General features: G+C 67.5%; 17 protein-coding genes and 1 tRNA gene. 6 read left to right on the top strand and 12 right to left on the bottom strand.

Annotated elements, in window-relative coordinates:
* The first annotated feature begins 427 nt into the window (after positions 1-427).
* Both H9634_RS00515 and H9634_RS00510 read left to right on the top strand, forming a co-directional pair.
* The gene (locus H9634_RS00515) at positions 428-1,111 is read left to right on the top strand and encodes a DUF1707 SHOCT-like domain-containing protein (protein WP_191724904.1); all 684 of its coding nucleotides are present in this window, start codon (positions 428-430) and stop codon (positions 1,109-1,111) included.
* Positions 1,112-1,167: 56 nt separating this feature from the next.
* A complete protein-coding gene (locus H9634_RS00510) occupies positions 1,168-2,193 on the top strand; it encodes a 6-phosphofructokinase (RefSeq protein WP_170273281.1) in 1,026 nt (341 codons plus the stop codon).
* Here H9634_RS00510 and H9634_RS00505 read toward each other — a convergent pair.
* The 3 genes from H9634_RS00505 to rpoB all read right to left on the bottom strand — a co-directional run bounded on the left by H9634_RS00505 (position 2,141) and on the right by rpoB (position 10,856).
* On the bottom strand, positions 2,141-3,007 hold the full coding sequence (locus H9634_RS00505) for a hypothetical protein (RefSeq protein ID WP_191724903.1): 867 nt from the start codon (positions 3,005-3,007) through the stop codon (positions 2,141-2,143). The genes H9634_RS00510 and H9634_RS00505 overlap by 53 nt on opposite strands.
* A 393-nt stretch (positions 3,008-3,400) precedes the next feature.
* Positions 3,401-7,273: a DNA-directed RNA polymerase subunit beta' gene (locus tag H9634_RS00500; protein WP_191724902.1), complete on the bottom strand. Its 3,873-nt coding sequence runs from the start codon at positions 7,271-7,273 to the stop codon at positions 3,401-3,403.
* 97 nt (positions 7,274-7,370) lie between these two features.
* Positions 7,371-10,856: a DNA-directed RNA polymerase subunit beta gene (gene rpoB, locus H9634_RS00495; RefSeq protein WP_170273278.1), complete on the bottom strand. Its 3,486-nt coding sequence runs from the start codon at positions 10,854-10,856 to the stop codon at positions 7,371-7,373.
* Positions 10,857-11,169: 313 nt separating this feature from the next.
* Here rpoB and H9634_RS00490 point away from each other — a divergent pair, with 313 nt between their 5' ends.
* Entirely contained in the window at positions 11,170-11,970 is an 801-nt protein-coding gene (locus tag H9634_RS00490) for an MBL fold metallo-hydrolase (protein WP_191724901.1), read from the top strand.
* 36 nt (positions 11,971-12,006) lie between these two features.
* On the opposite strand, the gene H9634_RS00485 is transcribed toward H9634_RS00490, so the two are convergent.
* The gene (locus H9634_RS00485) at positions 12,007-12,573 is read right to left on the bottom strand and encodes a hypothetical protein (protein WP_191724900.1); all 567 of its coding nucleotides are present in this window, start codon (positions 12,571-12,573) and stop codon (positions 12,007-12,009) included.
* A gap of 447 nt (positions 12,574-13,020) precedes the next feature.
* Between H9634_RS00485 and H9634_RS14665 the strand changes: the two genes are divergently transcribed.
* Together H9634_RS14665 and H9634_RS00475 are read left to right on the top strand one after the other, a co-directional pair.
* Positions 13,021-16,350, top strand: coding sequence for a proline-rich domain-containing protein (locus H9634_RS14665; protein WP_191724899.1), 3,330 nt, complete (start codon positions 13,021-13,023; stop codon positions 16,348-16,350).
* On the top strand, positions 16,343-16,684 hold the full coding sequence (locus tag H9634_RS00475; protein WP_191724898.1) for an MGMT family protein: 342 nt from the start codon (positions 16,343-16,345) through the stop codon (positions 16,682-16,684). Before H9634_RS14665 ends, H9634_RS00475 begins: the two co-directional genes overlap by 8 nt.
* A 105-nt stretch (positions 16,685-16,789) precedes the next feature.
* Here the strand turns inward: H9634_RS00475 and rplL are convergent, their stop codons facing one another.
* From rplL to H9634_RS00435, 8 genes are all read right to left on the bottom strand, one after another.
* Positions 16,790-17,182, bottom strand: a complete 393-nt coding sequence (gene rplL / locus H9634_RS00470; protein ID WP_102161449.1) for a 50S ribosomal protein L7/L12 — start codon at positions 17,180-17,182, stop codon at positions 16,790-16,792.
* Between the two features lie 71 nt (positions 17,183-17,253).
* Positions 17,254-17,790, bottom strand: coding sequence for a 50S ribosomal protein L10 (rplJ, locus tag H9634_RS00465; protein WP_170273273.1), 537 nt, complete (start codon positions 17,788-17,790; stop codon positions 17,254-17,256).
* A gap of 590 nt (positions 17,791-18,380) precedes the next feature.
* On the bottom strand, positions 18,381-19,076 hold the full coding sequence (rplA, locus tag H9634_RS00460; protein WP_102161446.1) for a 50S ribosomal protein L1: 696 nt from the start codon (positions 19,074-19,076) through the stop codon (positions 18,381-18,383).
* A gap of 102 nt (positions 19,077-19,178) precedes the next feature.
* On the bottom strand, positions 19,179-19,616 hold the full coding sequence (rplK, locus tag H9634_RS00455) for a 50S ribosomal protein L11 (RefSeq protein ID WP_191724897.1): 438 nt from the start codon (positions 19,614-19,616) through the stop codon (positions 19,179-19,181).
* A gap of 248 nt (positions 19,617-19,864) precedes the next feature.
* Entirely contained in the window at positions 19,865-20,632 is a 768-nt protein-coding gene (gene nusG, locus H9634_RS00450; protein ID WP_170273272.1) for a transcription termination/antitermination protein NusG, read from the bottom strand.
* A gap of 91 nt (positions 20,633-20,723) precedes the next feature.
* On the bottom strand, positions 20,724-20,975 hold the full coding sequence (gene secE, locus H9634_RS00445) for a preprotein translocase subunit SecE (protein WP_404801662.1): 252 nt from the start codon (positions 20,973-20,975) through the stop codon (positions 20,724-20,726).
* Between the two features lie 40 nt (positions 20,976-21,015).
* Positions 21,016-21,088: transfer RNA gene (locus tag H9634_RS00440), tRNA-Trp, on the bottom strand.
* Between the two features lie 107 nt (positions 21,089-21,195).
* The gene (locus tag H9634_RS00435; protein WP_191724896.1) at positions 21,196-22,917 is read right to left on the bottom strand and encodes a metallophosphoesterase family protein; all 1,722 of its coding nucleotides are present in this window, start codon (positions 22,915-22,917) and stop codon (positions 21,196-21,198) included.
* Positions 22,918-23,023: 106 nt separating this feature from the next.
* Between H9634_RS00435 and H9634_RS00430 the strand changes: the two genes are divergently transcribed.
* Positions 23,024-24,046, top strand: a complete 1,023-nt coding sequence (locus H9634_RS00430; RefSeq protein WP_191724895.1) for an adenosine deaminase — start codon at positions 23,024-23,026, stop codon at positions 24,044-24,046.
* Positions 24,047-24,057 lie beyond the last annotated feature (11 nt).

Below are 24,057 nucleotides of genomic sequence, written 5' to 3'. Positions count from 1 at the left end.
GCACCCTCGGACATGTCCTGCTGGGAGCGGGTGAAGCTGCCTGCCCGTCCCCAGTCCCCGCGAGTCCCCGCTGCATCCGGAACCGGATGTGCCATCATGGCAGGGCGCCCTTGTCGAGCTGCCGAAACAGCCAGTCAGAGAACCGATGGGGCCTTGCGGCCTGCATGACACCGCCCGCGGCTGCTCCTCGTCACCCGGTGCGGAGCGGGTGACACAGCCTCGTGCGCGCATGCGGACACGATCTGATCACAATCAGTCACAGTACAGCCTAGACGGTGGCGGCGCCGCCGGTCAAAACGACTTCAGCGCCAGGTTCCGTGCGGAGAATCCCCTTCGACCGACGCGGTGGGCTGCGCCACAGACACCGCGGTCCCCGGCGTCACACACAGGTCACGCTCCGTTCGCCGGGCTTGGCTATGCTGGGCACATGTCCGACCTCGTACCCAGCGCCGGCGACAGCGACCGGCCCCGCAAGCTGCGCGCCAGCGATCAGGACCGCGACGCCGTCCTCGACGTCCTCTCCTCCGCCCACGCCTCCGGTCGCCTCGACCCCACGGAGCTCGATGAGCGGCAGGAGGCGACGATGGCAACGAAGTTCCTCGCCGAGCTCCCCGATCTCATCGACGACCTGCCCGAAGGCGATGAGCTGGTGGCCCGGCTGCGCGCCGAGGCCGGAATCGACCTCGGGAACGGCACCTCGGGCACGGCGCTGTCGCACCGCCGCAAGCACATTCCGCCAGCCACGCCCGGCACCGGCAAACCCGTCTACGACATCGCAGTCCTCGGCGGCTCCGCGAAGACGATCGTCGCCGGCACCTCGAAGGTCGAGACGTATGCGCTCATGGGCGGCAGCGAGATCTACCTGCACGAGGTGATGGGCCCCGGCGTGGAGCTCAGGCTCACGAACGTCGCGATCATGGGCGGCCACGACATCTACGTGCCGGCCGGCGTCAAGGTCATCGACAACACCGTCAACTTCCTCGCCGGCAACGACGTCGCCCGCAATGCCAGCGGCGACGGCTCCAACGGCACGCTCATCCTCGACGGCTTCAACCTCATGGCCGGCCACGACGTCAAGCTCGACCCGAACTGGACTCCCGAGGACCGCTGAGCGCTCCCGGGAACCGACCTGACCTTGAACCTGACACCGACCCGAGAGGACCTGCAGTGAACATCGGCATTCTGACCTCCGGCGGCGACTGCCCCGGACTCAACGCTGTCATCCGCGGGGCGGTGCGCAAGGGCATCCGCCAGTACGGCTACAGCTTCTCCGCGATCCGCGACGGCTGGCGCGGGCTGCTCGAAGACGATATCCATCCGCTGCATATGGTCGACGTCCGCGGCATCGGCGCCCGCGGTGGCACCATTCTCGGGACCTCGCGCACGCACCCGTACTCAGGCGGCGGGCCGGAGAAGATGCGCGAGGTGATGGCCGCGCGCGGCATCGACGCCGTCATCGCGATCGGCGGCGAGGGCACGCTGGCCGGCGCCTCGCGACTGGCTGATGACGAGGGGCTGCCGGTCGTCGGCGTGCCGAAGACGATCGACAACGATCTGGACAACACCGACTACACCTTCGGCTTCGACACCGCCCAGGAGATCGCCACCGAGGCGATCGACCGGCTGCGCACGACGGCCGAAAGCCATCACCGCTGCATGGTGCTCGAGGTCATGGGCCGCAACGTCGGCTGGATCGCGCTGCAGTCGGGCATGGCCGGCGGCGCCCATGCCATCCTCATCCCGGAGTTCCCGGTCGGCTATGAGCAGATCTGCGATTGGGTGCGCTCAGCGTGGGATCGCGGCCGCGCCCCGCTCGTCGTCGTGGCGGAGGGCTTCGTGCCCGAGGGCCTCGACGACCAGGTCTCAGATGCCGGTCTCGACAAGCACGGGCGGGTACGTCTGGGCGGCATCGGCAACCACCTCGCCCCGATCATCGAAGAGCGCACCGGTCTGGAGACCCGGGCGGTGACGCTCGGCCACCTGCAGCGCGGGGGCTCCCCGACGGCCTATGACCGGGTGCTCGCCACCCGGCTCGGGATGGCGGCTGTCGATCTGTGCCACGACGCCGACTGGGGTCAGATGGCCAGCCTGACCGGCACCGACATCATCCGGGTGCCGATGGCCGAGGCCGTTGACCGGCTCAAGTTCGTCCCGCAGCACAGGTGGGATGAAGTCCAGGTGCTGCTCGGCTGAATTCGTCCGCCAGCAGGGTGGGCGCCAGTCGCGCCGCCACCCGATCCTGCAGCTGGCCGGCCGACGCGGGGTCTGCTGCCAGAGCCAGCAGCTCCTGCGCATCGAAGGCCACAACCTCGTAGCCGAGTGCGCTGATCGACTCATGGGCGGATTCGAGCACCTGCATACTCTCCCCTGCCCGGCAGACGTCGACGACGACACGCAGGCGGGGAAACAGGAACGACACTGCCGCTCCCTCGGCCGGCTCTTCGGCCCCCGGCAGTACGACATGCTGTCGGAAGCCGGTGATTCCCAGACCGTGCAGCACGGCGAGCAGCACCGATTCAGCCGGTGTCACCGCCTCGCCGGTGGCGGCGTGGAGCACCGTCCGGACCTGGGCGAAGCGGTTGCGCCGCTGCTGCGTGTCGGCCACGGTGTGCAGCTCTCGCCGGGTGTGCTCCCGGTCGTGCGTACCGCGCAGCAGATGGTCAGCGGCCAGCACCCCTGCGATGATCCCGACGTCGCGAGCCATGTCGATGACCGTGCGGGCCGGGCTGGTGATCTGCAGGTCGCCGATCGTCAGGCGGTCGGCAGGCAGCACCGGGTTGCGCCAGCGCCGCAGGAGCGCCGATTCCGCCCCCTTGCGCGGATGCGAGACATGCATCGGCGCCTCGTCGACGGCTCCGAGGACAGGCATGCCGTGCAGGCGTGCGGCGGTCTCGTGCGAGATGACGTCCGAGGGCGCCAGGGGCGGGAGGGGCGCGGGCAGCACTGCTGCTGCAGTGTGCGTGATCGCTGTCGGCTCCCGACGGCGGAGCAGTGTTGTCGTATCCATGCCGTCACCCTGCTGCCCACGGCCCACGATGGCCAGAGGCAGCCGCGGTCTGTGGAAAAGCCGCGCTCTGTCCACAGGTATATCCACAGATGTGCAGGAGGTTACTCACGCCCCGTTACGCAACCGTCGCGCTCCCCGCTCTCCCCTGTCACGCAAAGCATGCAGGCGGGTTACCGACACGTAGGCCGTGACAACCGGCAATGGTGACTCCCGCCTCGGGAACGGGGCCGAAAACCGCGTGAGACCGGGTATGATGCGCACTGTCCACAGGGATGTGCACAGCTGCTGCCGGCTGTGGGGAACCGGGGGTGAATGCCGACGGGGCGGGGACAGCGTGTGCTGTCCCCGCCCCGTGCGGTTCAGGCCTGCAGCCGTGGGCTGCCGGTCACGTCATCAGCTGAAGGCGCCGAAGTCGTAGTCCTCCAGCGGGATCGCCGCTCCTTCTCCTGCCAGCGACGGGTAGAAGTCGTTGTAGGAGTTGGAGAACATGTCCTGGCGGGCCTCTTCGGTCGGCTCGACGATCATGTCGCGGTACTTGTGCATACCGGTGCCGGCCGGGATGAGCTTGCCGAGGATGACGTTCTCCTTCAGGCCGAGCAGCGGGTCGGTCTTGCCCTCCATCGCTGCTTCGGTGAGGACGCGGGTGGTCTCCTGGAAGGAGGCCGCCGACAGCCAGGACTCGGTCGCCAGCGAGGCCTTCGTGATGCCCATGAGTTCGTCACGGGCCGAGGCCGGCTTGCCGCCTTCGGCGACGACACGGCGGTTCTCCTCCTGGTAGCGGCCGCGGTCGACCAGCTCACCGGGCAGCAGGTTCGTGTCGCCGGATTCGATGACGGTGACCCGTCGGAGCATCTGGCGGACGATGACCTCGATGTGCTTGTCGTGGATGCCCACGCCCTGCGAGCGGTAGACCTTCTGCACCTCGTCGACGAGGAAGCGCTCGGCTTCCCGGCGACCGCGGATGCGCAGCACCTGCTTCGGGTCGATGGCACCCTCGACGAGCTTCGATCCGGCCTCGACGCGCTGTCCGTCCTCGACGAGCAGCTGCGCACGGCGGCCGACCGGGTGCTCGATCTCCTCCGAGCCGTCGTCCGGGGTGACGATGACGTAGCGGGTTTTGCGGCTGTCGTCGATCTTCACCTTGCCGGTCGCCTCGGCGATCGGGGCGAAGCCCTTCGGGGTGCGGGCCTCGAAGAGCTCGGTGACGCGCGGCAGACCCTGCGTGATGTCGCCTCCGCCGCCGGCGGCCACGCCGCCGGTGTGGAAGGTGCGCATCGTCAGCTGGGTGCCCGGCTCACCGATCGACTGGGCTGCGACGGTGCCGATCGCCTCGCCGATGTCGACGAGCTTGCCGGTGGCCATCGAACGGCCGTAGTGCATCGCCGAGATCTGCACGTCCGAGTCGGCGGTGAGCACCGAGTGGACCTTGATCTCCTCGATGCCGGCGGCCACGAGGGTGTCGACGACGTCGGGGCCGACGTCGGTCTTGGCCGGGACGATGACGTTGCCGTCAGCGTCGGTGATGTCCGAGACGGTCAGGCGGCCGTAGACGCTGGTCTCTGCGAACTCGTGCGGCTCCAGTTCGCCGTCGACGCCGCGCTGCGCGACCGGCAGCGTGATGCCCTTGGGCGAATCGGTCGACTCCGAGCGGATGATGACATCCTGCGACACGTCGACGAGACGACGGGTCAGGTAGCCGGAGTCCGCCGTACGCAGAGCGGTGTCGGCCAGGCCCTTACGAGCACCGTGGCTGGCGATGAAGTACTCGAGGACGGACAGGCCCTCGCGGTAGTTCGACTTGATCGGACGCGGGATGATCTCGCCCTTCGGGTTCGTCACCAGGCCGCGCATACCGGCCAGCTGACGGACCTGGGTCCAGTTGCCCGATGCGCCGGAGTTGACGAGGCGGACGACGGAGTTCTCCTCAGGGAAGTTCTTCTGCATCGCCTCGGCGACCTGGTCGGAGGTGTCCGACCAGATCTTGACGAGCTCGCTGCGGCGCTCATCGTCGGTGAGCGCACCGAAGTCGTACTGCTCCTGCACGCGGGATGCCTGCTCTTCGGCTTCGTCGAGCATACCGGCCTTCGACTCCGGGGAGACGATATCGGACATCGCGACGGTCAGGCCCGAGTGGGTGGCCCAGTAGAAGCCCTCGGACTTGAACTGGTCGAGCGTGTGGGCGACCTCGACCTTCGGGTACAGGTCGGCCAGGCGGTTGACGATCTTCGACAGCGCCTTCTTGTCCACCGTCGAGTTGACGTACTGGTAGTCCGCCGGCAGCGTCTCGTTGAACAGGGCGCGGCCGAGCGTCGTCTCGACGATCGCCGGCTGACCCGGCTCCCAGCCCTCGGGCATCTCCATCGTGCGCGAGGGCACGATGTCGTCGATGCGCAGCTTGATCTTGGCACCGAGGTTGAGCTCGTCGCGGTCGAAGGCCATGATCGCCTCGGCGATCGAGGCGAACGTGCGTCCTTCGCCCTCCGAGCCTGAGCGCTCGCTGGTGAGGTGGTACAGGCCGATGATCATGTCCTGCGACGGCATCGTGACGGGCTTGCCGTCCGAGGGCTTGAGGATGTTGTTCGCCGAGAGCATGAGGATGCGGGCCTCAGCCTGGGCCTCAGCGCTCAGCGGCAGGTGCACGGCCATCTGGTCACCGTCGAAGTCGGCGTTGAACGCCGAGCAGACGAGCGGGTGGATCTGGATGGCCTTGCCCTCGACGAGCAGCGGCTCGAAGGCCTGGATGCCGAGGCGGTGCAGGGTCGGTGCGCGGTTGAGCAGCACCGGGTGCTCGGAGATGACCTCTTCGAGGACGTCCCACACCTGGGCGTGCTGGCGTTCGACCATGCGCTTGGCGGACTTGATGTTCTGCGCGTGGTTGAGGTCAACGAGCCGCTTCATGACGAAGGGCTTGAACAGCTCGAGCGCCATGGTCTTGGGCAGACCGCACTCGTGCAGGTTCAGCGTCGGGCCGACGACGATGACCGAACGGCCGGAGTAGTCGACGCGCTTGCCGAGCAGGTTCTGGCGGAACCGGCCCTGCTTGCCCTTGAGCATGTCGGACAGCGACTTGAGCGGGCGGTTGCCCGGTCCGGTGACCGGACGACCGCGGCGGCCGTTGTCGAACAGCGAGTCGACGGCTTCCTGCAGCATCCGCTTCTCGTTGTTCACGATGATCTCAGGCGCACCCAGGTCGAGCAGGCGCTTGAGGCGGTTGTTGCGGTTGATGACGCGACGGTAAAGGTCGTTGAGGTCCGAGGTGGCGAAGCGGCCGCCGTCGAGCTGGACCATCGGACGCAGCTCCGGCGGGATCACCGGAATCGCGTCGAGCACCATGCCCTCAGGGCTGTTGTCGGTCGACAGGAAGGCGTTGACGACCTTGAGGCGCTTGAGCGCACGGGTCTTGCGCTGTCCCTTGCCGGTCTTGATCAGCTCGCGCAGCTTGTCGGACTCGCCTTCGAGGTCGAAGTCCTGCAGGCGCTTCTGGATCGCCTCAGCGCCCATCGCGCCGGTGAAGTAGATGCCGAACCGGGCGACCATGTCGCGGTAGAGGCTCTCATCGCCTTCGAGGTCGGAGACCTTGAGACCCTTGAAACGGTCCCACACCTGCTCGATGCGGTCGATCTCGCGATCGGCGTTCTTGCGGAGGTTGTTCATCTCCTTCTCGGCCTGGGTGCGCAGCTTGTTCTTCGCAGCTGCGGTGGCACCCTCGGACTCGAGTTCGGCCAGATCCTCTTCCAGCTTCTTCGACCGGCGGTCGAGGTCGGCGTCACGGCGGTCGCCGATGCGCTTCTTCTCGACGTCGATCTGGTTCTGCAGGGTCGGCAGATCCCGGTGACGGGACTCCTCGTCGACGGAGGTGATCATGTAGGCGGCGAAGTAGATGACCTTCTCCAGGTCCTTCGGCGCCAGGTCGAGCAGGTAGCCCAGGCGCGACGGCACACCCTTGAAGTACCAGATGTGGGTCACCGGGGCGGCGAGCTCGATGTGGCCCATGCGCTCACGGCGGACCTTGGCGCGGGTGACCTCGACACCGCAGCGCTCACAGATGATGCCCTTGAAGCGCACGCGCTTGTACTTGCCGCAGTAGCACTCCCAGTCGCGGGTCGGGCCGAAGATCTTCTCGCAGAACAGGCCGTCCTTCTCCGGCTTGAGGGTGCGGTAGTTGATCGTCTCGGGCTTCTTGACCTCACCGTGGGACCAGCGGCGGATGTCATCAGCGGTGGCCAGGCCGATGCGCAGCTCATCAAAGAAATTGACGTCAGGCACGTAAATCCTCTTTCTCTTGACAGCTGACGGACAGCTGTCGGAATTCTCGAATACTCAGGCTTGTGCCTGCCGGCCCGCGCGGGGCCGGCAGGGGCGATCAGACTTCTTCGACGGTCTGTGCTTCGTGGCGCGACAGGTTGATGCCGAGCTCCTCGGCTGCACGGAACACCTCATCATCGGAGTCGCGCATCTCGACGTGCATGCCATCCGAGGACAGCACCTCGACGTCGAGGCACAGCGACTGCATCTCCTTGATGAGCACCTTGAACGATTCCGGGATGCCCGGATTCGGCAGGTTGTCGCCCTTGACGATCGCCTCGTAGACCTTGACGCGGCCGGGGATGTCGTCGGACTTGATCGTCAGCAGCTCCTGCAGGGTGTAGGCGGCACCGTATGCCTCCAGTGCCCACACCTCCATCTCACCGAAGCGCTGACCGCCGAACTGCGCCTTGCCGCCCAGCGGCTGCTGGGTGATCATCGAGTACGGTCCGGTCGAACGCGCGTGGATCTTGTCGTCGACCAGGTGGTGCAGCTTGAGCAGGTACATGTAGCCGACCGAGATCGGGTACGGGAACGGCTCGCCGGAGCGGCCGTCGAACAGGCGCGCCTTGCCCGAGGTGTCGACGAGGCGGTCGCCGTCGCGGTTCGGGTGGGTGGCTTCGAGCAGTCCGCGCAGCTCCTCTTCGTGCGCACCGTCGAACACCGGGGTGGCGACGTTGGTGCCGGCCTCCACCTCGGCGGCGAAGCCGTGGTCGAGGAGTTCGGTGGCCCACTCGGGGTTGCCTTCGATCTTCCAGCCCTGCTTGGCGATCCAGCCGAGGTGCACCTCGAACACCTGTCCGATGTTCATACGACGCGGTACGCCGTGCGGGTTGAGGATGACGTCGACGGGGGTGCCGTCTTCGAGGAACGGCATGTCCTCGACCGGCAGGATCGTCGAGATGACGCCCTTGTTGCCGTGGCGGCCGGCCATCTTGTCACCGATGGTGATCTTGCGGCGCTGGGCGACGTAGACGCGCACCAGTTGGTTGACGCCGGGCGAGAGCTCGTCGTCCTCGTCGCGGTCGAAGACCTTGACGCCGATGACCGTGCCGGACTCGCCGTGCGGGACCTTGAGCGAGGTGTCGCGGACTTCGCGGGACTTCTCACCGAAGATCGCGCGCAGCAGGCGCTCTTCGGGGGTCAGCTCGGTCTCGCCCTTCGGGGTGACCTTGCCGACGAGGATGTCGCCGTCGGTGACCTCGGCGCCGATGCGGATGATGCCGCGGTCGTCGAGATCGGCAAGCGCATCCGGGGAGATGTTCGGGATGTCCCGGGTGATCTCCTCGGCACCGAGCTTGGTGTCGCGGGCGTCGACTTCGTACTCTTCGATGTGGATCGAGGAGAGCACGTCGTCCTGCACCATGCGCTGGGACAGGATGATCGCATCCTCGTAGTTGTAGCCCTCCCACGACATGAATGCCACGAGGAGGTTCTTGCCCAGTGCCATCTCGCCGTCCTGGGTCGAGGGTCCGTCGGCGAGCACCGCACCGGCCTCCACCCGGTCACCCTCGTTGACGAGGATGCGCTGGTTGTAGGAGGTGCCGTGGTTGGAGCGGCGGAACTTCTCGGCCTTGTACGTCGTGGTGGTGCCGTCGTCGTTCATGACGGTGACGTAGTCGGCGCACACGTCGGTGACGACTCCGGGGTGCTCAGCGAGGATGACGTCGCCGGCGTCGACGGCGGAGCGGTACTCCATGCCGGTGCCGACCAGCGGCGATTCGCTGCGCACCAGCGGCACCGCCTGACGCTGCATGTTCGCACCCATGAGCGCGCGGTTGGCGTCGTCGTGCTCGAGGAACGGGATGAGCGCGGTGGCGACCGAGACCATCTGGCGTGCCGAGACGTCCATGTAGTCGACCTCGTCGACCGGGAGCAGCTCCGCTTCGCCGCTGCCGCCGGCCGGGCGGCAGAGCACGAACTCCTCGGCGAACTTGTCGTCCTCGGTCAGCGGGGCGTTGGCCTGCGCGATGTCGTATTCGAGTTCGTCATCGGCGGTGAGGTATTCGATCGTGTCGGTCACGAAACCGTTCTCGACCTTGCGGTACGGGGTCTCGATGAAGCCGAACGGGTTGATCCGGCCGTAGGAGGCCAGCGAGCCGATGAGGCCGATGTTCGGGCCTTCCGGCGTCTCGATCGGGCACATGCGGCCGTAGTGCGACGGGTGGACGTCGCGGACTTCCATGCCGGCGCGGTCGCGCGACAGGCCGCCGGGGCCCAGTGCCGACAGGCGGCGCTTGTGGGTCAGGCCGGCCAGCGGGTTGTTCTGGTCCATGAACTGCGACAGCTGGGAGGTTCCGAAGAACTCCTTGATCGCGGCCACGACCGGGCGGATGTTGATCAGCGACTGCGGGGTGATCGCCTCGACGTCCTGGGTCGTCATGCGCTCGCGCACGACGCGCTCCATACGCGACAGACCGGTGCGCACCTGGCTTTCGATGAGCTCGCCGACGGCGCGAATGCGGCGGTTGCCGAAGTGGTCGATGTCATCGAGGGCGACGCGGATCTCGGCGTCTTCGCCGTCGCGGCGGCCGGACATGGTGTCCTTGCCAGCGTGCAGCGAGACGATGTAGCGGATCGTCTGGGCGATGTCGTCGACGGTGAGCACCGAGTCCGACAGCGGCGCGTCGATGCCGAGCTTGCGGTTGATCTTGTAGCGGCCGACCTTGGCGAGGTCGTAGCGCTTGGCGTTGAAGTAGAGGTTCTTCAGCAGGTTCTCTGCCGCTTCGATCGTGGCAGGCTCTGCCGGGCGCAGCTTCTTGTAGATGTCGAGCAGGGCGTCTTCGCGGGTCTCGACGGTGTCCTTGGCCAGGGTCTCGCGGATCGACTCGAAGTCGCCGAACTCCTCGAGGATCTTCGAGCTGGTCCAGCCGAGGGCCTTGAGCAGCACGGTGACCGACTGCTTGCGCTTGCGGTCCAGGCGCACACCCACCTGATCACGCTTGTCGATCTCGAACTCCAGCCAGGCACCGCGCGACGGGATGATCTTGGCGGTGTAGATGTCCTTGTCCGAGGTCTTGTCGGCAGCGGCCTCGAAGTAGGCGCCGGGCGAGCGGACGAGCTGGGAGACGACGACGCGCTCGGTGCCGTTGATGACGAAGGTGCCCTTGTCGGTCATGAGCGGGAAGTCGCCCATGAACACGGTCTGGCTCTTGATCTCGCCGGTGTTGTTGTTCATGAACTCGGCGGTGACGAACAGCGGCGCCGAGTAGGTCATGTCGCGTTCCTTGCACTCATCGATGGAGTACTTCGGAGGCTCGAAGCGGTGTTCGCGGAACGACAGGCTCATCGCGCCGGAGAAGTCCTCGATCGGGGAGATCTCCTCGAAGATGTCCTCCAGGCCCGAGGTGGTGGCAACGGAGTCATCGCCGGTCTCGATAGCCTCGGCGACGCGGTCCTGCCACTTCTCGTTGCCGATCAGCCAGTCGAAGCTGTCGGTCTGCAGGCCGAGGAGGTTCGGCAGCGGCAGCGGCTCGTTGATCTTCGCGAAAGAAACGCGCGTGGGTGGGTTAGCGGTCCTGGTGTGTTCGTTGGCGGCGGCCAATGGGATCCTTCCGAGTGGTTCACCTGGTCAGTTCGCTTCGCCTGCCTGAGAAGGAGAGGAGACGCGCCGCCGCACACACCGGACACAGCTCGCAGTGGCTGGTAGAGTCCCGGGTGAATGAGGGTCGGCTGGCCCCGATTCCGTCTGGCGCTGTGCGTGAGCCCACCGCTATATGAAGGCACCACAAAGACAAAGCAACGCAAGGGACCAGCATAGTCGCCGCATCCCCGTGTGGCAAGCCGGTGTGGTAGAGTGCCGAGTTTTCGCCTCTGCTGCCCCATCTGCCCTGGTGAGCCGGTGATAGTCTGCGGCCATGTCTGCGCCTTCCCTGCCGGCCCCGGCGATCTTCGTCCACACCTCCGACCCGGCTGCGCTCAACTCCTATCTCATCATCGGCACCGAGCGCGCCGTCATCATCGACACCGGCGCTGGCCCCGCTCAGGCCGCCGGCATCCTCGACGTCTTCACCACCGTGCTCGCACAGCACAGGACGCCCGGCCGGGACGGCGAGCTGCCGATCGCCGTCGTCAACACCCACGACCATTGGGACCACTATTTCGGCAACGCCCATTTCGCCGCCTGCGGCGTCGAGAAGTTCTTCGGCTCCCCGGCCTTCGTCCGCGATCAGGCCGGTTCGGCCTGGCTGCAGTTCCATTCGGTGCCCCTGGAGGCCGAACCGCAGCTGCCGTCCGACCCGAGTGCGCTGGCCGTCGAGGTCGCGGCGCTGGCCGACGGCGCAGTCCTCTACATCGGCGGCTGGCAGCTGCACGCCTACGAGGTGCCCGGGCACACGGACACCGATCTCGTCCTCGCCTGCGCTGATGTCGTCTTCACCGGCGATCTCGTCGAGGAGGGTGCTGCGCCGCAGGCCGGCGATGACGCCACCCCGAGCCGGTGGGCGGCTGGGCTGCGGGAGCTTGCGGCTCTGCCCGGTGCCGAGGTGTTCGCACCCGGTCACGGACAGCCGGTCGACGCCGGGTTCGTCCGCCGTCAGGCCGAGGACATCGCAGCCCTTGCCGCCGATCCCGACCATGAGCTGACCGCCATGAGCGCCGAGCCGTTCGCATTCGCTGAGAGCACCGGCCTTCCTGCGGGTGTGCGCCGCCTGCGCTGAGCAGCTCAACCGCAGAGCTGCTGCACTGCTGAGCACTCAGGGCCGCGGCGGCCCGCTGACCTCGCGGCTCATCGTCGTGCGCGGCTGGGTCTCTTCGGGCTCGACGTTGGGGTTGAGCCGGCCGGCATCGAACTGGTCGACCAGCGGCTGGGTGACGGCGATGTAGAGGTCGTAGTAGGTGTCGTCGCTGCCGCAGTTGTTGGCGGTCAGCGACTTCATCTGCTTGTCCCCGCGCCACAGCTCAACCTCGATCTCGCGCGCCCCCTCGCAGCCCTGCTCGGGGATGAAGTTCGTCCGCTCCTGAGCGGCCTCAGCGGCGGTGGCGACCTCGGACCACACCTCGGCCGGCAGGTCGACGCGTTCATAGCTGAGGAACTCTTCGTGGGCGTGCACGCGCAGGGCGGCCCGTTCGGGGACGGCTTCGATGACCCAGCTGCGGTTGGCTGAGCCGGTGCGCGGATCGGTGAACCGCGCGATGATCCCGGCATCATGGGTGCCGACCTCGACCGGGCCGAGCAGCGCACAGCCCGACAGTCCGCTCACCAGTGCAAGCGCCAATGCACCGGCGGCCAGGCGCCTGCGGTTTCGGGGCAGTCGGATCATGATCCGATCCTAGGATGCTTCCGCGCCCGAGGTGGGAGGCATGTCAGCATGTCGCACTCCCGGCTGTGGATAACCGGTTCTGCACGCGGAGATTCGCTAGGGTGAGGCACAGCACCCATCGAAAGCGAGTCTGCCGTGAACGCCTCAGCTGCAGCAGGACTGAATCTCATCAGCCTCATCCTCACACTGCTGCTGGTGGGCTATGCGACGGTGGCGTGGTTCGCGGCCTGGACGACCGCTCGTGTCAAAGACCGGCCCCGGCCCGCACCTGCTCCCCGCGGCCCGGCAGACGGCCAGCCGACACCCGGCAGACCAGGACCGCCTCCGCCTGCACCCCCATGGTCAGCTCCGCAGCATCCCAGCCATCCGGGTCCGCAGCAGGGTGTGCACCCTCACCAGCACGCGACGCAGCCAGGCAGCCGGTTCGCTCCTCCCCCGCCACCGGGCATGCGACCTCCTATCGGGCCCTCGATGCGCCCCGGCATGCCGCACGCCGGCCCGCCGAACGGACCACCGACCGGACCATCGGCCGGACCGCCTGGCCCGCCCCGCCTGCCCTACCCGCCCCATGCCGGCGGCGGGCATCCCGGTTACGCAGCCACCGCCTCGGGCCCGGTGAGACCACCAATCGACCGGACGAGCCTGTACCTCAACATCCTGCTCGGGGTCGCGGCGCTGCTCATGATCACTGCGGCGATCATCTTCATCACCGTCGCCTCCTCGACTGTCGTCAAGGCTGTGAGTCTGTGGGTCGTCGCCGTCGTCTTCTACGGCACCGGGCTCATCGTCTATTCGTTCGTCTCCAAGCTGCGGCCGGTCGGCTTCGCCCTCACTGCAATCGGCCTGGCGATCATCCCGATCGCCGGGTTCGGCCTCGGCGGCTGGCAGCTGACCTCCGGAACGCTGGCCTGGTTCATCTCCTCTGCCGCCGGTGTGCTCGCCTACCTGGGGGCTGCGGTTGTGCTGCGCTCCCAGCTCGTCACCTGGCTCAGCGTGGCATTTACGTTCTCGCTGACGATGTCGGCGATCGCCCTGACCCCGGCACCGGTGGTCTGGTACTTCGTCGTCCTCATCCTCACCACCGCTCCCCTGGCGCTGCTGGCAGTGCTGCTGCGCGGCCGGCTGGCCGAGAAGTACATCCGCCCGCAGATCATCCTCGGCGATGTGCTCGCACCCCTGGCCGTGGCCGGCGCCGTCTTCATCGACCCGGTTCCGACCCGCCTGGAGTGGGGCATCCTGTTCGCCGCTCTCGGTGTGCACTTCCTCGTCGGCGCCCTGCTGCGCCGCTCGCCGCTTCGCGGGGTCGGGGCGCGGTTCAGCTTCGCGCTGGCGATCCTGCTCATCATCAGCGGGTTGGTCCACAACGAGATGATCGGCCTGCACGCCAGCTGGAACCGCCCGCTGACCACGGTCGCGGCCTTGCTCATCGGTGCGGCCTTCTTCACCGAGGCTGCCCTGCGCCGCCCGGCCCGCCGAGGCGGCCCTGCCCCTCAGCCGGAGGCGTCCGAGCTGCCGGCGGCCATGGCCGCACCTGCCATACAGGCGGCGGCTGCGCACATCGCGCTCATGCTCGCCGGCGGATTCCTCTACGCCACCGGCATCGTGCTCGCCGAGGTGCCCTACACCGACCCGGCCAGCACCATTGCCACGATCCTCATCAGCGTCACCGGGCTGCTGGCAGCAGGTGCCGCCGTGTTCGCGGCCCTGCGCGCCGATGCACTGCTGCCGCTTGGCGCCGGGATCGCCGTCGCCGCCCGGGTCGGGGCGTTCCTCGTCTACCAGATCATGCACCACGGCCCGGAGGATGCGCCGCTGGGCGACCAGCTGCCCAGCGGGGTGGCGACGAGCGCCGGATTCATCTGGCATGTGCTGCTGCTCATCGGGCTCGCGTGGCTCAGCTCGACCATCACCTCCCGCCGGGCCCGCCACCTCACGGTGCTGCGCGCCGGCATGCCGCCGCTCATGCCGGCTGCCGCTCTCCTGCTGCTGATCCCGGCGCCGATGGCAGCCGCCGACATCGACTCGCCGGTCAGCACGCTCATCGTCATTGCATCTGTGGCGGCTCTGGGATTGTGCGCATGGTGGGCGCGCAATGCGCTGCTCGTCACCGGCGCTGTGCCGGTGGCGCTGGCCTTCGGCTACGTCCTCGGTGACATCTGGAAGGCGCTCGGCCTCGGCTCCAGTGTCACCTCCCCGATCGTCACCGGCGGGTACCTCATCATCCTGGCCGCAGCTCTTGCCGGGCTGGCCCTCGCCGAGGTGGGTCTGCGCCGGCGCGGACGGACCTGGCGTGCCCGCTACGCGGTCATCACCGCAGGCATCCTCGCGGCCTTCTTCGGGTTCGGGCTGCTGTTCAGGATCGTCACACTGGGCATCGAGGACAGTCAGGCCGCCTACATCGCCGGGCCGGTTCTCCTGTTCATCACCGTCGGACTGTTCGCAGCCGGTCACTGGGCCAGCCGCAGACTGGCCGCCGCCGGTCCCGGGCCCGGGCTTCGCTACAGCGAGCTGCGGCTGCTGCCGCTGAGCATCTCGGCAGTGGCGGCGTTCCTCGCCAGCGTGCTCATCATCTGCCTCCATTCGGTCGAGCACGTGCGGCTGGCGGCAGCGATCGTGCTCCTGCTGCTGGCCGCCGTCGCCTTCGCCCACGCGTTCGCCGCCCGTGTCCCCGAAGTCGTGCTCCTCGGGTTCCTCGCTCTCTACCACGGGATTCGGGTCCTCGCCGGACTCGGCATCACCGACGCGGCACTGGCGCACCTGCTGGCGGCATGGCTGGTCTGGATGCTGGCGTACGCGCTGTACTGGTTCGTCTCGGTCGCCTATGACCGCAAGCCGGGTGCCCGGCACCTCGTGGCCGGATTCTCCCGCTGGTCGCTCGCCCCGCTGATCGCAGCGTTCGCCGCGATGCTCACCGCCTTCATCAGCGCACTGCTCGTCGATGCAGAGGTGCCGGTACTCCATTCGCTCACGATGCTCATCGCCGGCATCACGCTCATGATGCCGGCATTCATGCTCGTGCTGCTGGCCCAGCGGTTCCCGCACCAGCTCACGCGCCGCATCACCGCTGAGGTCGCCACCTATATCGGCGCGGTCGGCGGGATGATCGCGCTGGCTGGAATCTGGCAGCTGCGCCTCGTCGTGCCCCTGCATGTGCTGCTGGCCGCAGCGATCGGCTGGGCGATCTTCTGCGCGCGCAGCCAGCCGGTGCGCAGCGGGCCCGGTGCCCAGTTCGTCCGCGTCGACCTGCGCACCGTCATCCCGATGGCGTTCATCACGCTCACCGGCACGATCGCAGCGTTCACCGCCGATCACGCCGGTTACTCCCTGCTGTTCCTCATCGACCATGCCGCACTGCTCATCGCCGGCGCCGTGCTGCTGCGAGCCTGGGCGCTGTGGTGGGGGCTGGCCGGTGTCAGCGCCGGCATCGTGTGGTTCCTGCGCGATCTCATGTGGCTGGCCCTCGTCATCATCGCCGTGTTCATCATCGGCGTCGTCATCTGGCAGCTGCTGCGCAAACCGAAGAGTCCCGAGCCGCAGGGCAGCCCAGTCCAGGAGCCTCCGCAGAACCCGCCGCATGCCGGCCCGGAGCAGGGATTCGGACCGCCGCACGTCCCGCCGCGGCAGGGCCCACCACCTCCTGCTCCTCCCCGGCCGCCCGGCCAGGTCCCAAGCGGGCCCGGCCAGCCGCCGCCTCGGGAACGGAACTGGCAACCACCTGCCCAGCCCCCGCCTGCCCCGCCGTCGGGGACGTGGCAGGAACCCCGTCACGATGGATGACCTGCTGATCGAACGGGTGCTGCGGGCGGCTGAATGCGTACCGGCCGGGCAGGTGGTCAGCTACGGGATGATCGCCGAGCTCGTCGGCACCTCCCCGCGGATGGTCGGCAGGATCATGGCCACGTGGGGATCGAATGTCGCGTGGTGGCGGGTGACGAACGCAAGTGGCCGGCTGCCGGAGGCGATCACGATCCGCGCGCTGGAGCAGTGGACGGCCGAGGGCACTCCCCTGACTGCCGACCGGCACGCTGCGGCGATGGCGCATGCCCGCGCTGATGCGCATCAGCTGGCGGTCTCCTGGCAGGCCGCGTGCGCTGACCTTCCTGCCCAGTGACCGGTGTGTGGATGAATGACAGCAGCCCCGCTGCCAGCTGGCAGCGGGGCTGTTGCGTGATCCCGGGCTAGGCTGCGCGTGAACGCTGCCTGGCCGGGTGGAAGATCACTTGAGCGAGACGGTGGCGCCTGCGCCCTCGAGGGCTTCCTTGGCCTTCTCGGCGGTCTCCTTGTCGGCGCCTTCGAGGACGGCCTTCGGAGCGTTGTCGACGAGGTCCTTGGCTTCCTTCAGTCCGAGCGAGGTGATGCCGCGGACCTCCTTGATGACCGGAACCTTCTTGTCGCCGGCCGACTCGAGGATGACGTCGAACTCGGTCTTCTCTTCAGCAGCGGCATCGCCACCGCCGGCACCGCCGGCAGCAGGAGCGGCAACGGCGGCAACCGGAGCGGCAGCCTCGACCTCGAAGGTCTCCTCGAACTTCTTGACGAAGTCCGACAGTTCGATGAGGGAGAGCTCCTTGAATGCTTCGATGAGCTCTTCGGGGGTGAGCTTAGCCATGGTGGCTATGTCCTTCCGTACGTGGCTGGTTCTTCAGCCGTGAATGGATTGTCTGTGGGTCTGAGTGAAACTCAGGCGTCCTCGGCAGCCGCTTCGCCGCCCTGCTTTTCGCGCAGAGCGTCGACGGTGCGCGCGGCCTTGACCAGCGGAGCGGTGAACATGTAAGCAGCGTTGTACATGCTTGCCTTCATGGCACCGGCCGCCTTGGCCAGCAGCACCTCACGGGATTCGAGGTCGGCGAGTTTCGTGATGTCCTCAGCGGTCATGGCGTTACCTTCGAAGTAACCACCCTTGATGACCAGCTGCGGATTCGCCTTGGCAAAGTCACGCAGGACCTTGGCGGCTTCGGAGGGTTCACCGGTGACGAAGGCGATGGCCGAGGGGCCAGTGAGCTGTCCCTCGAGCGCTTCGATGCCGGCTTCCTTAGCCGCGATAGCGGTCAGCGTATTCTTTACCACGGCGTAGGAGGCGTTCTCACCGAGACCACGGCGCAGCTCCTTGAGCTGCGCCACGGTGAGACCGCGGTACTCGGTCAGCACTGCAGCAGGAGCGTTCTCAAAGAGTTCCTTGAGTTCGGCTACTGCGGCTGCCTTGTCAGGCCTCGCCATGGTATTCCTTTCGTATATGTCGGTGCGTCAGACGCGAAAAAGCGTTCCGCGCAGGTTGCACGGAACGCTTGCACATCCGGATTCTCATGGCTGCTCAGCAGCCGGATCACCGGGACAGTCATCCACTACACACCTGCGCTGGCCACTCTTGCGAGTCTTCGTTCACAGCGGCTCACAGCTGCACGCGGAGGAGAGATGTGAGTCCCTGTGAAGACCGACGGTCTTGGGCAAGTATCAGCATAGAGCACAGCGCGCCGAGAATCCAAATCAGGGTTGGCGCCGCGTTCGCGGGCGCTCCGGCACTGCGCTGGAGACGTTCGCCCCTGCATTGGGTCCGGAACGGCGATGAGCGCCCATCCATCGTTGGCGCGCTGCAGATCGTCAGCCGGTGGTGCGTGCACGGCGGTGATACGGGGAATCTGCGCCAGCTGCAGCTTCACATGCGGGCGCGAGCGCATATCCCGGACGCAGGACAGACTCCGCTCAACGCCACAGGCCCCGCCTGTCCCCAACGGTGTGGGGGCAGGCGGGGCCTGTGGGGTGCGGCTGCAGACCTCAGACCGACTGGCGGCTGAGTCGTGCCTCCGGTGTCACTTGCGCAGGGCGGAGACGTCCATCGGGATGGCCGGGCCGTTCGTCGTCGTCATGGTCGCCTTCGAGATGTAGCGACCCTTCGACGAGGACGGCTTGAGGCGCATGACCTCGTCCATCGCAGCGTTGAAGTTGTCCTCGAGTGCACTCTGGTCAAAGGACACCTTGCCGATGATGAAGTGCAGGTTCGAGTGCTTGTCGATGCGGAACTCGATCTTTCCGCCCTTGATGTCCGAGACGGCCTTCGCCACGTCCATGGTGACGGTGCCGGTCTTCGGGTTCGGCATGAGGCCGCGGGGGCCGAGCACCTTGCCGAGTCGTCCGACCTTGCCCATCATGTCCGGGGTGGCGACGGCTGCGTCGAAGTCGGTGAAGCCGCCAGCGACCTTCTCGAGCAGGTCATCGGAGCCGACGTAGTCGGCACCTGCTTCGCGGGCTGCTTCGGCACGGTCGCCGGCTGCGAACACCAGGACCTTAGCGGTCTTGCCGGTACCGTGCGGGAGGTTGACGGTGCCGCGCACCATCTGGTCAGCCTTGCGCGGGTCTACGCCGAGGCGCAGAGCGACCTCCACGGTGGCGTCGAACTTCGCGACAGAGGTGTCCTTGGCCAGGGAGACTGCCTGAGCCGGTTCGTAGTATGTGTCAGCCGCGATCTTCTCCGCGGCGGCCTGATAGGCCTTTGAGCGCTTTGCCATCTGCTTCTCTCCTTGCAGTTGTGGTGTCGGGGAGCGCGCTGCTCCTACCACGTGATGTCGGTGCCGTTGCCGGCCGGTTCCACCGAGCCGGGGCACCGTTCATCACATTTCGACGTCGGTGGTGATTCCCATCGAGCGGGCGGTGCCGGCGACGATCTTCGACGCTGCGTCGATGTCGTTGGCGTTGAGGTCCGGCATCTTGGTTTCGGCGATCTCGCGCACCTGGTCCTTGGTCAGATGTCCGACCTTGTCGGTGTGCGGGGTGGCCGAGCCCGACTTCAGACCGGCGGCCTTCTTGATGAGCTCCGCAGCCGGCGGAGTCTTCGTGATGAAGGTGAACGAGCGGTCTTCGTAGACGGTGATTTCAACCGGGACGACGTTGCCACGCATGGTTTCCGTTGCGGCGTTGTACGCCTTGCAGAACTCCATGATGTTGACGCCGTGCTGACCAAGCGCGGGGCCGATCGGCGGTGCGGGGTTGGCCGCACCAGCCTGGATCTGAAGCTTGATCAGGCCGGCTACCTTTTTCTTGGGAGGCATTCTTCGGTCCTTAATACTTCGATGAAGCCCTCGGCGGCTGCCGAGGGTCGTTCCCTGCGCGGGATGCGTCAGGGGTGCTGCGCCGCGCTCCGATGAATGTCGCAGGCGCAAACCACACCATTATTCCATGAACAGCCCGTGGTTGTTAAATCCAGCCCTAGGCCCTCCAGACGCCGCCACGCCCGAGGCGGTTCTCACCTCGGGCGCGGCTGTGTGCCGGGATGTGCCGGCGAACGCTGTGGTGCGGCTCAGATCTTGGCGACCTGGTCGAAGCCGAGTTCGACGGGAACATCGCGCTCGAAGATCGACAGCAGGACGGTGAGCTTCTGCGATTCGGGGCGGATCTCCTGGATCGTGGCCGGGTGTCCTTCGAAGGAGCCCTCCTTGACCATGACGGATTCGCCGACTTCGAATTCGACCTCGTAGGCGGCTCCGCCCTCAGCGGCGGCCTTCGCCTGCTCGCCGGCTTCGGCAGCGGCCTTGGCCTGCTCCTCTTCGAAGACCGGGGCGAGCATCGAGAAGACCTCGTCGATGGTGAGCGGGACGGGGTCGTAGGCGTTGCCGACGAAGCCGGTGACGCCCGGGGTGTGGCGCACGACGCCCCATGACTCGTCGGTCAGCTCCATGCGCACGAGCACGTAGCCGGGGATGCGCACGCGGCGGACCTGCTTGCGCTGGGCGTTCTTGACCTCGATGACGTCTTCCATCGGCACCTGGATCTCGAAGATGTAGTCTTCCATGTCCAGCGAGATGATGCGGTTCTCGAGGTTGGCCTTCACGCGGTTCTCGTAGCCGGCGTAGGAGTGGATGACGTACCAGTCGCCGTCCTTCATGCGCAGCTCGGACTTGAACTCCTCGGCCGGATCGTGCTCGTCGCCGGTGTCCTCGGCGGCCGGCGCCTGCTCGGTCGCCTCGTCGGCGGCCGGCTGGCTGGCAGTCTCCTCAGTGACAGCCTCATCGGCAGTCGGCTCTGCGGCTGCGTCGAGGTTCTCGGTTTCCGGGGTGTTGTCCGACACCTGTTCTCCTTGTGCTTAGGTCGTGGGGCGTGGTCTGGCGTGTGCGGGCGCGTCTGCGGCGGTGTCGCCGATCAGCGGCTGGATCAGCCGACTAACCCCACAGAGGCCAGATCGGCGAGCCGCCGAAGACGAAGCCGGAGAGCTTTCCGAACAGCAGATCCAAGACGGTGACGAGCAGCATCATGAAGATGACGAACCCGAGCACGACGAGCGTGTAGTTGATGAGCTCCTTGCGGGTGGGCGTGACCACCTTCTTGAGCTCGCTGATCACCTCGCGGAAGAACTGCATGATCGTACCGAAGAAGCCGCGCTTCTCAGAGGTTCCTGCGGGTGTCTCGGTCACGCTTCCTCACTCGGGGGTCGTTGTGCTTCGCCGTTCTCAGCAGGGGTGACAGGACTCGAACCTGCAACCTACGGTTTTGGAGACCGTTGCGCTACCAATTGCGCCACACCCCTTCGGCCGTGCGGGCACGGCCGGGGCATGAAACAGACCCGGGGACCCGGGTCGGCTTCCGCCAAGGTACGAGCATACACGTTCGATGTCTCATCCGTCTAACGACGGTTCACTCCGCTTCGGCCGGCGCCCAGGGGCCCGGCGGCGGGATGAGCATCCACGGGCTGAAGCTGACCTGTGCGTCCATGTCGACGGTGACGACCTGCACGTCGATGGGCTCGTGGGTCTGTGCGTCGTAGCGGATGAAGGAGAACTCGGCGGGCATCTTGAGCGGGCCCGGTGTCAGCGCATTGGCCAGTGCCCCGCCGGTCGTCGAGTTGACGAACCGGGTGGCCGGGCCGAACGCTTCTGGCCCGACCCGCCGGTGCCAGTGGCCGGAGATGGCGAAGCCTGCGCAGCCCTCGCCGAGGGCCGCCGCTGCCTGCCTGGGGTCGTGGATGACGAGAGTGTCGATGTCCTCGGTCGCACACGCCTCGGCGGCGACCCGGTCGGTGAACTCGGCGCCGGTCTCTCCGCGTTCGAGCACGTCGCCGGTGGGGAAAACGGTGCGCCGCGGATCCGGCAGCCCGAAGAACGTCAGTCCGGCCGCGGTCACCGGCTGTCCGTCGAGGACCTTCCAGCCCAGTGAGCGGGCGTGGGCGGCGGTGTCGGCCGAGTCGTGGTTGCCTTTGACGTAAACGCGGGGCAGGTCGTCCGGCAGCGCCTGGTGCACGGAGTCGACACAGATGTTCTCGGCGGTGGTGCCGGTCATCGTGATGTCCCCGCCGTCGAGGTAGAGGTCGGCCCCCGACAGCTGGGCGGCGCGGGCGAGCACCCGCGACATGCCGGTGTTGCAGTGGATGTCGGAGGCCATGAGCACGGTGATGACGCCGGCCGGCTCATTCTCTTGTGCACCGGCCTGCCCGCCCGCCTGGGCCTCCCCGGTGGCCGCCTCCCCGGTCGCGGCCTGGGCTCCGTCGCCACCGGCTGGCGGGTCGCCGGCCAGCGGCTGGTCCCAGTTGGGCCGGGGCACCAGGTCCGCGCCCGAGGTGGTGCGCGGGCTGGTCGGGCGCCTGAGCCAGGCGGCGTCCAGGCTCGTGCGGGCGGTGTCGTAGAAGGTCTCGTTGTCGTCGTAGTAGTCGGTGACGACGCGGGCGACTTCGTCGATGATGCCGGAGAACCTGCCGGTCACCTCGGACCCGGCCAGCGGTGTGCGGTCGAACACCGGGTTCGGGGTGATCTGCTTGGGCGCGCTCACCGGCACGGCGATGATGGCGATGAGCACCGCGGCGAGGCTGAGCACGAGCGCGGTCATCGGCCCGTCGGCCGGGTCCCGCTCGCTGGAGATCGCGAGCTGCGGGCGGGTGCGCCTGTGCAGCAGGTAGACCCCGGCCACCACGGTGATCACACCAGCGGCGATGAGGTCGCGGGTGAGCGCATCGGCGATGATGCCGTTGCGCACGACAGTGACGAGTGCGTCGATATCGCCGAACAGGCTGGCATAGGCGGTGGCGTCCTGGGCGAGTTCGTCGATCGTCGAGACCGGCACGCCGGCATGGTTCGGGATCTCCTCGACGGTGACGTCAACGCCGAGGCCCAGCGGGAGTCTGTCGCCTGCCGGTATCACGAGCTCGCCGATCGGCCCGAGGTCGACGGTGATCGCCCCGTCGGTCGTGACCGCATAGGTTGCATCGTGCGGGCCGAAGTTCGCCTCGGTCTGCGCGGTCGTCACCGCCCACGGTGCAGCGAGCAGGGCGCCTGCGAGGAACAGTCCGAGGGCTGCGGCCAGGAATCGCGCCGCGGCTGCGAGGCGGGAGATTGCCCGGCGTGCGGGGCGCTGAGCTGAGACCATGCGGGCAATTATACGAGCGGCCCACCGCCGGGTGACAGGCCAGCCCATCAGGGCAGATGCCGGCTGCCGGCGGCAGGCGCAGCGGGGCATCGATTAGACTGTCGTCATGGTGACACGGGAGGATCTGCGCGCACTTCCCAAGGCCCACCTGCACCTGCACTTCACCGGCTCACTGGCTGATGAGACGCTCGCCGAGCTCGCCGCCGAGGCCGGCATCCGGCTGCCGCGCGGCATCGTCGGTTCGACTCCGGCGAACCTGTCCCCTGACCAGCGCGGCTGGTTCCGCTTCCAGCGCCTCTACGATGCCGCCCGCGCGGTCGTGCGCGGGGAGACGATCATGCGCCGGGTCGTCGCCGAGGCCGCGGCCGCTGACCGGGCTGAGGGCTCGCGCTGGCTGGAGCTGCAGATCGATCCGACCTCCTATGGCCCCTACGTCGGCGGCATCACTCGGGCTTTGGAGATCGTCCTCGATGAGGCCGCCTGCCAGTCCGGACCCGACTTCGGCATCGCGATCATCGTCGCCGCCTCCCGCACCCGCAGTCAGTTCGAGGCCCTCACACTGGCCCGGCTTGCCACCCAGTACGCCGGTGACGAGGCCGCCACCGTCGTCGGCTTCGGGCTGTCGAACGATGAGCGCCGCGGCGACACTGCAGAGTTCCGGCACGCCTTCCGCATCGCCCGCCGAGCCGGCCTGGCCTCCCTGCCCCACGGCGGGGAGCTGCTCGGACCCGCGCACATCCGCGAGGTCATCGCGCACCTGCGCCCCCACCGCCTCGGGCACGGAGTGCGGGCGGTGGAGGATCCGCAGCTGCTCAACCAGATCGTTGACGCCGGTATCGGCCTGGAGGTGTGCCCGGGTTCGAACGTCTCGCTCGGGGTGTACGCCACCGATGAGCAGGTGCCGCTGCGTCAGCTGTTCGACTCCGGTGCGCAGATCGCGCTCGGGGCCGATGACCCACTCATCTTCGATTCGCGGCTGGTCGATCAGTATGTCGCCGCCGCCGAAGCAGGGCTGACCCGGGCAGAGATCGCCGAGCTTGCCCGGCAGTCCTTTGCGATCTCGCTGGCACCTGAGCGGATCCGGCAGGCCGCGATCAGTGACATCGACCGCTGGGAGGCCGCAGGCTGAGCCTGCCGCGG

The sequence above is a fragment of the Brevibacterium gallinarum genome (genome assembly GCF_014836885.1).
Classification (GTDB): Bacteria; Actinomycetota; Actinomycetes; order Actinomycetales; family Brevibacteriaceae; genus Brevibacterium; species Brevibacterium gallinarum.
The sequence above is the reverse complement of the archived record's forward strand: the minus strand, read 5'-3'. Positions and strand labels throughout refer to the sequence as shown.